This is a genomic window from Methylobacterium sp. NFXW15 (assembly GCF_049887755.1).
Taxonomy (GTDB): domain Bacteria; phylum Pseudomonadota; class Alphaproteobacteria; order Rhizobiales; family Beijerinckiaceae; genus Methylobacterium.
Genome location: NZ_JAGEKG010000011.1, coordinates 92,479 through 106,881 on the forward strand (window position 1 = coordinate 92,479; position 14,403 = coordinate 106,881).

Here is a 14,403-nt window from a genome sequence, read left to right on the forward strand (position 1 = left end):
GACACTCACCCATGCGCCTTGCGATTCTCGCCTTCTCTCTTGCCATGGCCTCTCCCGCCACGGCGCAGGTCGTCACCGGAGGTGCAGGCAATACCGGCGTGACACCGCCCTCGAGCGTCGGCGGCGTCACGCCCGGGGAGCGCGATCTCGGGCCGAGCCCCATCACCCGGGGGAACGAGGCCAACCCCAGCAACTCGTCGGTTCCCGGCACCACGCCCAATGTCACGATCGGCGGAACGCCCACGAGCGGCCCGCCCGGCACGGGTGGCACGGCCGGAGGCCCCTCCCTCGCCCGGTGACAGAAATTCGCTCGTAGGTTGTAAAATAACCCATCTTAAAGTTGTCACGGCCATCATGCCCTCGACGAAACGGGCATGTTGGCCACCATGTATCGCGCGCTCTTCTGCCTGACTCACGAGCACACGGTCTGGGCGGTCCCCCTTGCCGCCCTGGTCTGCTGGTTCTCGTGTTTCTCCACCCTCTACCTGCTGCGGCAGGCCAGGGCGGGCCTGGGGGCGAGTCGCGCGGCCTTGATCCTGGGAGCCGGCATCGCGGCGGGCATCGGGATCTGGAGCACCCATTTCATCGCCATGCTGGGGTACGATCCCGGCTTCGGCATCGGCTACGATCCGGTCTTGACCTGCCTGTCCCTCGTGGTCGGCATCGTCTCGGCCTGTTTCGCGCTGATCCTGGCGAGTGCCCTTCCGGGCATGTCCGGAGCCGCCGTCGCGGGCGCCGTTCTGGGGCTCGGCATCGGGGCGATGCATTTCACCGGCATGGCGGGCGTACGCCTGCCGGGCCTCATCACCTGGGACATCCCCCTCGTCGTGATCGCCCTCGGGGCGGGAACGGCGCTCGCCGCCCTGGCCATGGCCGCCGCCCGGCGACCGGGGGGAGGGGCGGTCGATATCGTGTCGGCGACGCTTCTGACGGCGGCCATCGCCTGCCTGCACTTCATCGCCATGATGGCCGTCGAGATCGTGCCCGATCCGGCCCTAACGCCCGAGACCGAGACCTTCCCCCGCGGCGCGTTGGCGCTCGCCATCGCGGCGGGAATGCTCACCATCCTCGCGATGTCGGCGCTGGCCCTGTTCGTGGAGCATCTGCGCCGGACGAACCGCGTCCTGCGCGAGGGTAAGCAGCTTCTGCGCGAGAAGACCGAGTTGCTCGATACGGTCCTCGAAACGATGGACCAGGGGCTGATGATGGTGGACGCCTCCGGCCTCGTCCGGGTGTGCAACGAGCGAGCCGCCACCCTGCTCGGTCTCCCCCCGGCGCTGATGCGCGTGCATCCCTCTTCGGAGGGCGTGAGCTTCCACCAGATCGCCGAAGGCCGTCTGGGCAACGTGCCGGAGGCTCTGCGCCGCTGGAACTTCGAGGACATGGCACCGGGCGAGACTTACGCCTTCGAGCAGGAGGCACCCGACGGCTGCGTGGTCGAAGTGCGCCTCGTCCCCCTTGCGGAGGGAGGCGCCGTCCTGACCTTCACCGACATCACCGCCCGCAAGCGGGCCGAGACCCAGGTGGCCCAAAGCGAGGCGCGCCTCGCCCTGGCGCTCGATGCGGGCAGCGACGGCCTGTGGGATTCGGATCTGGTGAGTGGGGAAGCGTGGTGTTCCGCGCGCTGGTGGGAGGTGCTGGGCTACACGCCCGGCGAGCTCGAGCCCCATGCCCGCACATGGCGGATGCTGGTTCACCCCGGGGATGTCGCGCAGACGGAGCGCGTCCTTCAGGATCATATCGACGGCCGCACGCCTCTCTACGAATGCGAGCACCGCATGCGCCGCAGCGACGGTGGCTGGGCATGGCTCCTCACCCGCGGCCGGGTAGTGGCCCGCGCCGAGGATGGCACGCCGCTGCGCTTCATCGGCACGCAGATCGACATCAGCGCCCGCAAGGCCGCCGAGCGACAGATCGCCCACATGGCGCGGCATGACGGGCTGACCGACCTGCCGAACCGCGCCCTGTTCTACGAGCGTCTGGACGATCGCCTCGCCGAACTGCGCCTGCGCGGGGGCAGGGCGGCGGTGCTCTGCCTCGATCTCGACCGGTTCAAGGCGGTGAACGATCGCCTCGGGCATCTCGCCGGAGACACCGTGCTGCGCGCGGTGGCCCACCGGGTCCGCTTGGAACTGCACGCGGAGGATGTGGTGGCCCGGCTCGGCGGCGACGAGTTCGCCGTGCTCGTGGCCGATGGCGGCGACCTCGCGGCCATCGAGGATCTCGCGCGCCGCCTCATCGGCTCCGTCAACGAGCCGGTCTATTTCGAGGAGCAGCGGATGGAAGTCGGACTCAGCATCGGCATCGCCCTCGCGCCGGAGCATGGGAAGTCCGGCGAGGAGATCTTCAAGCGCGCCGACTTGGCCCTGTATCGCGCGAAGCTGGAGGGACGGAACACGTTCCGCGTGTTCGAGGCTGCCATGGACGAGGCGGTGGCGGAACGCCTCGACCTCGAATGCGACCTCCGCCGCGCCATCGCTCAAAATGAACTGACCCTGCATTACCAGCCGCAGGTGAATACCGGGGGGCGGGACCTCGTGGGCTTCGAGGCCCTAGTGCGCTGGCGCCACCCGACGCGCGGCCTCGTGCCCCCGAGCGTGTTCGTGCCGCTGGCCGAGCAGAGCGGGACGATTCTCAGCCTGGGCGAATGGGTGCTCCGCGCCGCCTGCCGCGAGGCCGCCACCTGGGACCGCCCGCTCAAGATCGCGGTGAACCTGTCGCCGATGCAATTCCAGCAGGCGGATCTGGCCGACCGGATCCTCGCCATCCTGGCCGAGACGGGGCTGCCCCCCGCGCGGCTGGAACTGGAGATCACCGAATCGGTCATCATCAACGACATGGCCCGCGCGCTCGGCATCCTCCGGCGGCTGAAGAGCTTCGGCATCTCCATCGCCATGGACGATTTCGGCACCGGCTACTCGTCGCTCGCGACGTTGCAGGCCTTCCCGTTCGACAAGATCAAGATCGACCGCTCCTTCGTCGGGCATGTCGAGGGCAGCCCGCAGGCGGCGGTCATCGTTCGCGCGGTGCTCAGCCTCGGGCGCAGCCTCGGCATGGGCGTCGTGGCCGAGGGCGTGGAGACGCCGGATCAGATGCGGTTCCTCACCGACGAAGCCTGTGACGAGGTGCAGGGCTATCTCGTCGGCAAACCGCAGCCGATCGATGTCTTCGCCCGCTACCTGCGCGGCGAGGACGCAGAATCCGCCTGGATGGCGGACACACTCGCAGACCATGACGAGGCGGCCGTGACACAAACCAAGCGTCCCCTGAAACGCGCCGGGACGAACGGAGGTTAGCGCAAGGAATTCGGGCGCATTCCCGAATGGAACGGGGGCGCCGATGCGCAAGACGACGTCGCGAGATCAAGACGAACCGGGTGCTTCGGCCTCTCTGATCTGGACTCTCGGCCTCGCCGCCGCCCTCGTCGGCCTCGTGGCCTTGCCGGGGTCGCGTCGGCCCGCCGGGCAGCCCCAGGGCAGCGATCCGGGCGAGGCCCGGCGCCCACCGCCCTCCCACACCGGCCGCAAGGCCGAGGAGGTCGCCCGCGCCCAAGCGGATCGGGGCCGCAGGGCGTCCGGCCCCACCGAGATCCCGGCGGCGGGCTGGAAGGACATCCTGCTACGCACGTGGCACGATGTCGGCGAGAACCGCATCATGCTCGTTTCGGCGGGCGTCACCTTCTTCGCCCTGCTCGCGATCTTCCCGGCCATCGCGGCCCTGGTCTCGCTCTACGGTCTCATCGCCGACCCCTCGACCATCGCGGAGCAGATCGGCAGCCTTCAGGGCCTCCTGCCCCAGGGCGCCCTCGAGATCGTCGGCGAGCAGGTGACGCGCCTCAACGAGAAGGGCAGCACCACCCTCGGTCTCAGCCTGTTCGTGGGGCTCGCCCTCTCGGTCTGGAGCGCCAATGGCGGCATGAAGCACGTCTTCGATGCCCTCAACCTCGTCTACGACGAGCGCGAATCGCGCGGCTTCGTGAAGCTCAACCTCATCTCCCTCGCCTTTACCGGCGGGGCGCTGCTGTTCCTCGTCTCGGCGCTGGCCGCCGTGATCGTCCTGCCCATCGTTTTCAAGTTCATCGGCCTGGGTGAGGGGGCGTGGTGGCTGTCGCAACTGCGCTGGCCGGTCCTGCTGGTCGCGGTGCTGTTCGGCCTGGCCCTGCTGTACCGGTTCGGCCCCAGCCGGGATGCCCCCCGCTGGCGCTGGGCCACCCCCGGCTCGGCGCTGGCGGCGATCCTCTGGCTCGGCGGATCGGGGCTCTTCTCGTGGTACGTCGCCAACTTCGGCAAGTACAACCAGACCTATGGGTCGCTCGGCGCCGCCATCGGGTTCATGACCTGGATCTGGCTGTCGACCACCATCGTGCTGCTGGGCGCGCAACTGAACGCCGAGATGGAGCACCAGACCGCCGAGGACACGACGGTGGGCGAGCCCGTGCCCCTCGGCAGCCGTCAGGCCACGATGGCCGATACGGTCGGCAAGGCGGCGCATGAGGGGGGCGATCCCGACACGGCCCCGCCGACGCGCGCCTGACTGGAGGGCCCTCCGCGTTCAAAGGCCCCTCCGTCATTGCGAGCGAAGTGGCGCAATCCAGGGATTCGCCGCGTTCTCAGGCCGCTGCGCTCCCCCGGATGGCTTCGCGGACGCTCGCAAGGACGGTGAGGAGGGTCTGGATCCCAAGTTCCGCAACGATCCCCGCCCGCGAATCCCGGCAAACCCGACCCACGCAGTCTGAAGAGACCGGCCCGAACCCCGCAACACCTGTTGCGTCGAAGTCACGGCCGCCCCGGAACCGACAATAAGGGAGAAATCGTCGTGGGGAGGGGCTCGGCCGGTGAAGAAACGACCGTCGCAGCAGGGTCGCACCGTCTGGATCGGCGCGGAAAGATCATACCGAGACTTCGGCACCGGAGATCGGGCCCGCTTCATACTTGTCGACGCTGCTCTCTCGAAGATCGAGCCCCCGCCCTATACGATAGTTTAACGTTACGGACGGAATGGCGCGGATAAAGCGGATCGGATCGCCAGGATGCCGCCCACGGGAGTGGTGCGTATTGATCTCCAAGCGTGACGCGCCGACCCAGTAGTGATGAGGCGATTAGGTCGCCGGAGAGGCCCGGCAAGAGCCTCGCTCGCATCCAAAACGGCCCCGGAGAGGTGTCCGGGCCAGTAAAGTTTGCGTTTATTGCCAGCCATTCGCCCCGGAAGACCACTATCGACCGGGACAGCGCCGCTTCTCCCTCATCAAACTCAAGCCGAAAGAGCTTTTGTGCCGCGCCGAGTGGCGCGATGCATTGGTCATCGGCCGCACGGTGCCGACACCTGGCATGTCCCACGCAGAATTACGGGCCGCATCGCGAAAAGACGACTGATGATCGTTTCGCGAGAAGAGAAAGTTCGGTCAATTGTGGCCGTGAACACCATAGTTACTGCATAAATCACGCTTGAACAAAGTTATATCAGCGATATCGCAGATCTGTCGCGCTGCGCCTGAACAAAATCGCGCTGCTTTAGCCTGTAACCATAAGTTAACAGATCGTTAAAATGATCGGATAAAAGCGCTTTAATCGGCGAATGGCGTCGTTCTGTGCAATGAATTGACACTTATACCGACGCATGCAAACAAAACTCCGGGCAAAGGCTGCGATATCGTCGTAATAACGCAGAAGTTGCATGTAACTGAGACGCAATACTGGCGGTTACATCCACGATTGACGGACCGAATGTCGGGGATGTGCATCGTAGAATTGCAGCAGCAGGGTGCGGAGGGTGCGGCTGTGCGCAGCCGGTGGCCTTCGATCTCCCTGATGTCCTGGGGCGGGGGTGGAGTTCAGCGAATGCGCGAGCGGGATGCCGAAGGCGCCGTGAAGGCTCCGGGCCGGGTCGAGACGGCGGGTGACAGCGGAGCGGCCGTGGTCGGCCTGTCCGCGGCGGCGGTCTCCGGGTGCCTCATGGGCCTCTTGATCCAGGGGCGGATCGCGATGGCGGCCGTGGTCGCTGTGGCACTCCCCGCCATGGGCTTCGTCGGCTGGTGGCTGCGCGGCGCCATGCAGGACAGCGACCTCCACCGCGAATGACCTGAGGCGGCGGGGCTGGGGCGCCCCGGAGCCAAACCGAGACGACGGCCAGGGACGCGGACGCTCCGCACCGGCCACCCGACACAACCGCGACGGCCTACGGCGCGATCTTTCTTTCAGGGGCACCATGAACACGCAGCGCAAGAACCCGAACACCACCCGCGCCAATGGCCGCGCCGCTCATCTGGGCTACGCGGTGGGGATCCGCGGCGACCTGACGGACGGCCTGCGCCGCCGCATCATGGCCGTGCTGCGCCTCTCCAGCCTCTGCCTGGGCATGGGGCGGAAGTCGCGGCTGGGGGCGCTGGGCGTGGGAGCGCTGACGGCGACGTTCGGTGCTTTGGGCGGGCTGGCGCCAGGTCAGGCATTCGCGGGTAACGGCGGTGTCTATATCGATGATGGGACGGATATATCGTGCGCGAGAATATCGGACAATGGTAGTAATTCTTTCACGCAAACAGCGAATTTTCTCGCATGTAATTCTAATGTCTCTACCCAAACTACCTCTGCGATATTTTTCGGTCCAGCTGGTACTACTGGTGACGCTGATGGGGCCTCTAGCAGCCTCAGCTTAGGCGGCCAACTCTACGTCAACAGCGGCAAGATCATCGTTGGTGCGGGAGGTGCTATAAGAATCGGTGACAATAGTACAGCCAATGCGGTAATTGGCGGATCATCTGTCGTGCTCGGCATAGGCAGTAGCGCGGCGGGCGGTAATGCCTTGGCCTTAGGCAATTCTGCCAGTGCTGGAGGTAATCTTTCCATTGCAAGCGGCTTCTACGCCAGTGCTTCTGCAGAAAAAGATGTTGCGATCGGCGCATTTGCGGGAGCGTCCGGGTTCGCAGCAACGGCAGTCGGTCACAGCGCGGCGGCGAGCGGTTCGAGCTCTGTCGCGGTCGGCGCCAGTGCCAGCGCATCCGCAGATTACTCCACGGCAATAGGTAACAGCGCCAGAGCAAGCAACAACAACGCCTTCGCAGGCGGCGTGAATGCCGCTGCGAATGGGCAATGGTCGGTAGCCCTTGGTAGCGATGCCAATGCGACCGGGGATTCCACCACCGCTGTCGGTAGGGGAGCGACGACGAGCAATCAGTTGGCCACGGCCATCGGCACCGCTGCGAACGCGAATGGCGCCGAAGCCACGGCGCTCGGCCGCAATGCCTACGCGGTCGGCCGTGGCACCGCCCTCGGCGCTTGGGCCAATGCCGCGGCGGACCTCGCCACGTCGGTCGGCGAATATTCGGCCGCAAAGGGGGCAAGCGCGACCGCCATCGGTTCAAGCGCCTCGGCAGGCAACTACGCTTTCGCAGGCGGCGTGAGTGCCGCTGCGAACGGGCAATGGTCGGTAGCCGTCGGTAACGGCGCCAATGCGACTGGGGATTCCACCACCGCTGTCGGTAGGGGAGCGACGACGAACGGTCAGCTGGCCACGGCCATCGGCGTCTGGGCGATTGCGGATGGCTCGGAAGCCACGGCCCTCGGCCGAAATGCGTACGCGGTCAGCCGTGGCACGGCCCTCGGCACCTTCGCCAATGCCGCGGCGGACCTCGCCACGTCGGTCGGCCAATTTTCGGCGGCAAAGGGGGTGAGCGCGACTGCCGTCGGAGCGAACGCTGGCGCCTCAGGCACCAACAGCGCGGCCTTCGGCGCTACCGCCAACGCGTCGAACACCAGCGCCTCGGCGTTCGGCGCTTCTACTTTAGCGTCGGGCTCTTGGTCCACAGCGTTGGGCTATTCAGCGAATGCGCTCGCTGACAATGCGACTGCGGTGGGCGTTGGCACCAGGGCCTCGAACACCAACGCCTCGGCGTTTGGCAAGGACGCCAACGCGTCGGGCTCTTGGTCCACAGCGGTGGGCGTGGCCACCGTCGCGAGTGGAACATCTTCGGTGAGCCTGGGCGACGCAGCGAGCGCGACCAATTCCAAAGCTGTTGCGGTAGGCAGCCATGCCAGCGCTTCTGCCGAAAGCTCGATCGCCATCGGTGTGTTTTCCAGCGCGTCGGTCTCGAACAGCGTCGCGCTGGGCGCGAACAGCACCACCACGGCGGCGACGGCCGTATCCTCCCAAGTTGTGAATGGCACCACCTACAGCGGCTTCGCGGGCACGGCGCCGGTGGGCGTCGTCTCGGTGGGCTCGGCGGGCAACGAGCGCCAGATTCAGAACGTCGCGGCGGGCCAAATCACCGCGACCTCGACGGATGCGGTGAACGGCAGCCAGCTCTATTCCGCCATCGCCTCGAGCATCGGCGGCGGCCTGCCGTGGAACAGCACGCTTGGCGCCTGGGACGGCGGGCGCGGCAGCGGCGGTCAGACCCTCTCGGGCATCGCGGCCATCGGCACGGGGGCCTCGGCCGGACTTAGCGCGGTGGCATTTGGCAACTCGGCGAATGCGGCCGGTGATAGCTCAGTGGCCATCGGTAAAACGTCACAAGCGTCCCAGGGTGCAACGACCGCCGTGGGTAACACCGCCGTTGCCACTTCTGTCTATGCCTCAGCGTTTGGCAGCTCTGCCAACGCGTCTAACGTGTCAGCTACCGCCGTTGGCGCCAGCACTGTCGCTTCCGGCAATAGCGCCTCAGCCTTTGGCAGCTCTGCCAACGCATCCGCGGATGGCTCGACGGCGGTAGGTTCCGGCGCCGCAGCCAGCACCAATTCAGCCACAGCCGTCGGCTCGAATGCGAAAGGCACCGGACGCCAAGCAACGGCGATCGGTAACCAAGCCAGTGCTGCCGACTATGCAGCGACGGCGCTGGGCAATGGGGCGAACGCCTACAGCAGTTGGTCCACGAGCTTGGGAAATAACTCCAAGGCGACCAACATGTTCGCCATCGCGCTCGGCTCCGATGCGAACGCGTCGGCGACCAGATCGACCGCACTGGGCGACCATGCCTCGGCCAGCGTCCAGAACAGCGTCGCACTGGGCTCCAACTCTTCCACGACGGCGGCGACGGCCGTCTCCTCGGTATCCATCAACGGCACCACCTACAGCGGCTTCGCGGGCAGCACGCCGGGGAGCGTGGTGTCGGTGGGCTCGGCGGGCAGCGAGCGCCAGATCCAGAATGTCGCGGCGGGCCAAATCAGCGCGACCTCGACGGATGCGGTGAACGGCAGCCAACTCTACGCGGTGGCGGCGGCGGCCAGTAACGGCCTGCCGTGGAACAGCACGCTCGGCGCCTGGGACGGTTCGCGCGGCGGCGTGGGCGGTCAAACACTCTCGGGAGTCGCAGCGGTCGGCACGGGCGCACGCGCGACGGGCAGCAACGCGGTGGCGTTCGGCACGTCGGCGAATGCAGCGGGCACGACGGCCATCGCCATCGGCGCCAGCGCGAACGCCACGAACAGCGCCGCGATCGCCTTCGGTGCCAACGCAATCGCTTCGGGCAGTGAATCGCTGAGCCTGGGCAACGGCGCCTCTGCCACCAACGACAAGGCCATTGCCCTCGGTGGGCTCGCGATGGCCAACGGCAGCAGCTCGACCGCCATCGGCTACGCAGCGACGGCCTCGTCGTCCTACGCGACGGCGATCGGCGCGCAAGCCAGCGCGAGCGTCAACGGAAGCGTGGCCCTGGGCTACGGCTCGGTGACGCGGTCGAGCGTGGCCGTCCCGTCCACCTCGATCGGCGGCACGTCGTTCTCCGGCTTCGCGGGTGCAACGCCGGCCAGCGTCGTGTCCGTGGGCCGGGTGGGCGCTGAACGGCAGATTCAGAACGTCGCGGCGGGCCAACTCAGCGCGACCTCGACCGATGCGGTGAACGGCAGCCAGCTGTATTCGGTGGCCTCGACCGTGTTGGACACGACGGCCTCGCTCTCGACGGGCCTGTCGAACACGAATAGCTCTGTGGCTTCGCTGTCGACGGCGCTGTCGAGCACGGACAGCAACATCGGCTCGCTGTCGACGGGGCTGTCGAGCACGAACAGCAGCGTGAGCTCGCTGTCGACGGGTGTCGGATCGATCTCGACCGGTTTGTCGAGCACGAACAGCAAAGTGAGCTCGCTCTCGACAGGACTGTCGAGCACGAACAGCAGCGTAAGTTCGCTGTCGACGGGTGTCGGGTCGCTCTCGACCGGTTTGTCGAGCACGAACAGCACCGTGGGCTCGCTCTCGACGGGTCTGTCGAGCATGGACAGCAACGTGAGCTCGCTCTCGACGGGTCTATCGAGCACGAACAGCACCGTGGGCTCGCTGTCGACGGGTGTCGGGTCGATCTCGACGGGTCTGTCGAGCACGAACAGCAAGGTGAGCTCGCTCTCGACGGGGTTCGGTTCGCTGTCGACCGGCTTCGGTTCGCTGTCGACCGGTTTGTCGAGCACGAACAGCACCGTCAGCTCACTGTCGACGGGTCTGTCGAGCACGGACAGCAACATCGGCTCCCTGTCGACCGGTCTGTCGAGCACGGACAGCAACGTGAGCTCGCTGTCGACCGGCGTCGGGTCGATCTCGACCGGTCTTTCGAGCGCGAATAGCAACATCGGTTCGCTCTCGACGGGCGTCGGGTCGATCTCGACGGGTCTGTCGAGCACGAACAGCAAGGTGGGTTCTCTGTCGACGGGGTTCGGCTCGCTGTCGACCGGCTTCGGTTCGCTGTCGACGGGTCTGTCGAGCACGAACAGCAACATCGGCTCGTTGTCGACGGGTCTGTCGAGCACGGACAGCAACGTGAGCTCGCTCTCGACGGGTGTCGGGTCGATCTCGACCGGTCTATCGAGCGCGAACAGCAACATCGGCTCGATCTCGACCGGTCTATCGAGCACGAACAGCAAGGTGAGCTCCCTGTCGACGGGTGTCACGTCGCTGTCGACGGGCCTGTCGAGCACGAACAGCAGCGTGAGCTCGCTGTCGACGGGTGTCGGGTCGATCTCGACCGGTTTGTCCAGCACGAACAGCACCGTGGGCTCGCTCTCGACCGGTCTTTCGAGCACGGACAGCAACATCGGCTCCCTGTCGACGGGTCTATCGAGCACGGACAGCACCGTGAGCTCGCTGTCGACGGGTGTCGGATCGATCTCGACGGGCCTGTCGAGCACGAACAGCAAGGTGAGCTCGCTCTCAACGGGCTTCGGCTCGCTGTCGACCGGCTTCGGTTCGCTGTCGACGGGTTTGTCCAGCACGAACAGCACCGTCAGCTCACTGTCGACGGGTCTGTCGAGCACGGACAGCAACATCGGCTCGCTCTCGACCGGGCTGTCGAGCACGGACAGCAACGTGAGCTCGCTGTCGACCGGCGTCGGGTCGATCTCGACCGGTCTGTCGAGCGCGAATAGCAACATCGGTTCGCTCTCGACGGGTGTCGGGTCGATCTCGACGGGTCTGTCGAGCACGAACAGCAAGGTGGGTTCTCTGTCGACGGGCTTCGGCTCGCTGTCGACGGGCTTCGGTTCGCTGTCGACGGGTCTGTCGAGCACGAACAGCACCGTGAGCTCGCTCTCGACGGGTCTGTCGAGCACGGACAGCAACGTGAGCTCGCTCTCGACGGGTGTCGGGTCGATCTCGACCGGTCTGTCGAGCGCGAACAGCAACATCGGCTCGATCTCGACCGGTCTATCGAGCACGAACAGCAAGGTAAGCTCGCTGTCGACCGGCTTCGGCTCGCTCTCGACGGGGCTGTCGAGCACGAACAGCACGGTGAGTTCGCTGTCGACGGGTGTCGGGTCGATCTCGACCGGTTTGTCCAGCACGAACAGCACCGTGGGCTCGCTCTCGACGGGTCTGTCGAGCACGGACAGCAACGTGAGCTCGCTCTCGACCGGTCTGTCGAGCGCGAACAGCAACATCGGCTCGCTGTCGACGGGTCTGTCGAGCACGGACAGCACTGTGAGCTCGCTGTCGACAGGTCTATCGAGCACGGACAGCAATGTGAGCTCGCTGTCGACGGGGCTGTCGAGCACGGACAGCAACATCGGATCGTTGTCGACGGGTCTGTCGAGCACGAACAGCAACGTGAGTTCACTGTCGACGGGCTTCGGTTCACTATCGACCGGTTTATCGAGCACGAATAGCAAAGTAAGCTCGCTCTCGACGGGTGTCGGGTCGATCTCGACGGGTCTGGCGAGCGCGAACAGCAACATCGGCTCACTGTCGACCGGCCTGTCCAGCACGGACAGCACTGTGAGCTCGCTGTCGACGGGTCTGTCGAGCACGGACAGCAACATCGGCTCGCTGTCCACCGGCCTGTCGAGCACGAACAGCAACGTGAGTTCGCTGTCGACGGGCGTCGGTTCGCTCTCGACGGGTCTGTCGAGCACGAACAGCAGAGTGAGCTCGCTGTCGACGGGTGTCGGGTCGATCTCGACGGGTCTGTCGAGCACGAACAGCAGAGTGGGCTCACTGTCCACCGGCCTGTCGAGCACGAACAGCAACGTGAGCTCACTGTCGACGGGTCTGTCGAGCACGGACAGCACTGTGAGCTCGCTGTCGACGGGTCTGTCGAGCACGGACAGCAACGTCGGCTCACTCTCGACGGGTCTGTCGAGCACGAACAGTAAAGTGGGGTCACTCTCGACAGGTGTCACGTCCCTGTCGACGGGGCTGTCGAGCACGAGTAGCAAAGTAAGCTCGCTGTCGACGGGCCTGTCGAGCGCAAACAGCAACATCGGTTCACTGTCGACGGGTCTGTCGAGCACGAACAGCAACGTGAGCTCGCTGTCGACGGGTCTGTCGAGCACGGACAGTAACGTCGGCTCATTGTCCACCAGCCTGTCGAGCACAGACAGCAACGTGAGTTCGCTGTCGACAGGTGTCGGCTCGCTGTCGACCGGTCTGTCGAGCACGAACAGCAAAGTGGGCTCGCTGTCGACGGGTGTCTCGTCACTGTCGACGGGCCTGTCGAGCACAAATAGCCGAGTGAGCTCGCTGTCGACGGGTGTCGGCTCATTGTCGACGGGTCTGTCGAGCGCGAACAGCAACATCGGTTCACTGTCGACGGGTCTGTCGAGCACGAACAGCAACGTGAGCTCGCTGTCGACGGGTCTGTCGAGCACGGACAGCAACATCGGCTCACTCTCGACAGGTCTGTCGAGCACAAACAGTAAAGTGGGGTCACTCTCGACGGGTGTCACGTCACTGTCGACGGGTCTGTCGAGCGCGAACAGCCGAGTGAGCTCGCTGTCGACGGGTGTCACGTCTCTGTCGACGGGCCTGTCGAGCGCGAACAGCAACATCGGTTCACTGTCGACGGGTCTGTCGAGCACGAACAGCAACGTGAGCTCGCTGTCGACGGGTCTGTCGAGCACGGACAGTAACGTCGGCTCATTGTCCACTGGCCTGTCGAGCACAGACAGCAACGTAAGTTCGCTCTCGACAGGTGTCGGATCGATCTCGACCGGTCTGTCGAGCACGAACAGCAAAGTAGGCTCGCTGTCGACGGGCGTCACGTCTCTGTCGACGGGTCTGTCGAGCACAAACAGCACCGTCGGCTCGCTGTCGACGGGTATCACTTCACTCTCGACGGGCCTGTCGAGCACGGATAGCAGCATCGGTTCGCTGTCGACGGGCCTGTCGAACACGGACAGCAATGTAAGCTCGCTGTCGACGGGTCTGTCGAGCACGGACAGCAACGTGAGTTCCCTCTCGACGGGCGTCGGGTCGATCTCGACGGGCCTGTCGAGCACGAACAGCCGAGTGAGCTCGCTGTCGACGGGTGTCACGTCGCTGTCGACGGGTCTGTCGAGCGCAAACAGCAACATTGGCTCGCTGTCGACGGGCCTGTCGAGCACGGCCAGCGACGTCGGTTCGCTGTCGACGGGCCTGTCGAGCACGGCCAGCGACGTCGGGTCGCTGTCGACGGGTCTATCGAGCACGAACAGCACCGTCGGCTCGCTGTCGACGGGTGTCGGGTCGATCTCGACGGGTCTGTCGAGCACGAACAGCAGCGTGAGCTCGCTGTCGACGGGTGTCGGATCGATCTCGACGGGTCTGTCGAGCACGAACAGCAACGTGAGTTCGCTGTCGACGGGTGTCACGTCGCTGTCGACGGGTCTGTCGAGCACGAACAGCACCGTCGGTTCGCTCTCGACGGGTGTCGGGTCGATCTCGACGGGTCTGTCGAGCACGAACAGCGCCGTCGGCTCGCTCTCGACGGGTGTCGGTTCGCTCTCGACGGGTCTGTCGAGCACGAACAGCGCCGTCGGTTCGCTCTCGACGGGTGTTACCTCGCTGTCGACGGGCTTCGGTTCCCTGTCGACAGGTCTATCGAGCACGAACAGCAACGTGAGTTCGCTGTCGACGGGCTTCAGTTCCCTGTCGACGGGTCTGTCGAGCACGAACAGCAGCGTGGGCTCGCTGTCGACGGGAGTCGGGTCGATCTCGACGGGCCTGTCGAGCACGGCC

At 65.7% G+C, this 14,403-nt stretch carries 5 protein-coding genes and 3 pseudogenes; 7 read left to right on the plus strand and 1 reads right to left on the minus strand.

Annotation, left to right across the window (positions count from 1 at the left end; translation table 11 throughout):
* Positions 1–11 precede the first annotated feature (11 nt).
* From J4O73_RS20940 to J4O73_RS20960, 5 genes and pseudogenes are all read left to right on the plus strand, one after another.
* Positions 12–299, plus strand: coding sequence for a hypothetical protein (locus J4O73_RS20940; RefSeq protein ID WP_426220532.1), 288 nt, complete (start codon positions 12–14; stop codon positions 297–299).
* Positions 300–374: 75 nt separating this feature from the next.
* The gene (locus tag J4O73_RS20945; RefSeq protein WP_426220534.1) at positions 375–3,296 is read left to right on the plus strand and encodes a bifunctional diguanylate cyclase/phosphodiesterase; all 2,922 of its coding nucleotides are present in this window, start codon (positions 375–377) and stop codon (positions 3,294–3,296) included.
* Between the two features lie 43 nt (positions 3,297–3,339).
* Entirely contained in the window at positions 3,340–4,533 is a 1,194-nt protein-coding gene (locus tag J4O73_RS20950) for a YihY/virulence factor BrkB family protein (RefSeq protein WP_426220536.1), read from the plus strand.
* Positions 4,534–5,837: 1,304 nt separating this feature from the next.
* Complete coding sequence (locus J4O73_RS20955; RefSeq protein ID WP_426220538.1) at positions 5,838–6,077, plus strand: hypothetical protein; 240 nt, start codon at positions 5,838–5,840, stop codon at positions 6,075–6,077.
* Between the two features lie 277 nt (positions 6,078–6,354).
* Positions 6,355–9,213 (plus strand): annotated as a pseudogene (locus J4O73_RS20960) (hypothetical protein); the annotation flags it as partial.
* Positions 9,214–9,281: 68 nt separating this feature from the next.
* On the opposite strand, the gene J4O73_RS20965 reads toward J4O73_RS20960, so the two are convergent.
* Positions 9,282–9,560: a hypothetical protein gene (locus tag J4O73_RS20965; protein ID WP_426220540.1), complete on the minus strand. Its 279-nt coding sequence runs from the start codon at positions 9,558–9,560 to the stop codon at positions 9,282–9,284.
* Here J4O73_RS20965 and J4O73_RS20970 point away from each other — a divergent pair.
* Positions 9,532–9,645, plus strand: a pseudogene (locus J4O73_RS20970) (hypothetical protein); the annotation flags it as partial. The gene J4O73_RS20965 and the pseudogene J4O73_RS20970 overlap by 29 nt on opposite strands.
* Positions 9,646–9,723: 78 nt before the next feature.
* Positions 9,724–9,849, plus strand: a pseudogene (locus J4O73_RS20975) (hypothetical protein); the annotation flags it as partial.
* Between the last annotated feature and the right edge of the window lie 4,554 nt (positions 9,850–14,403).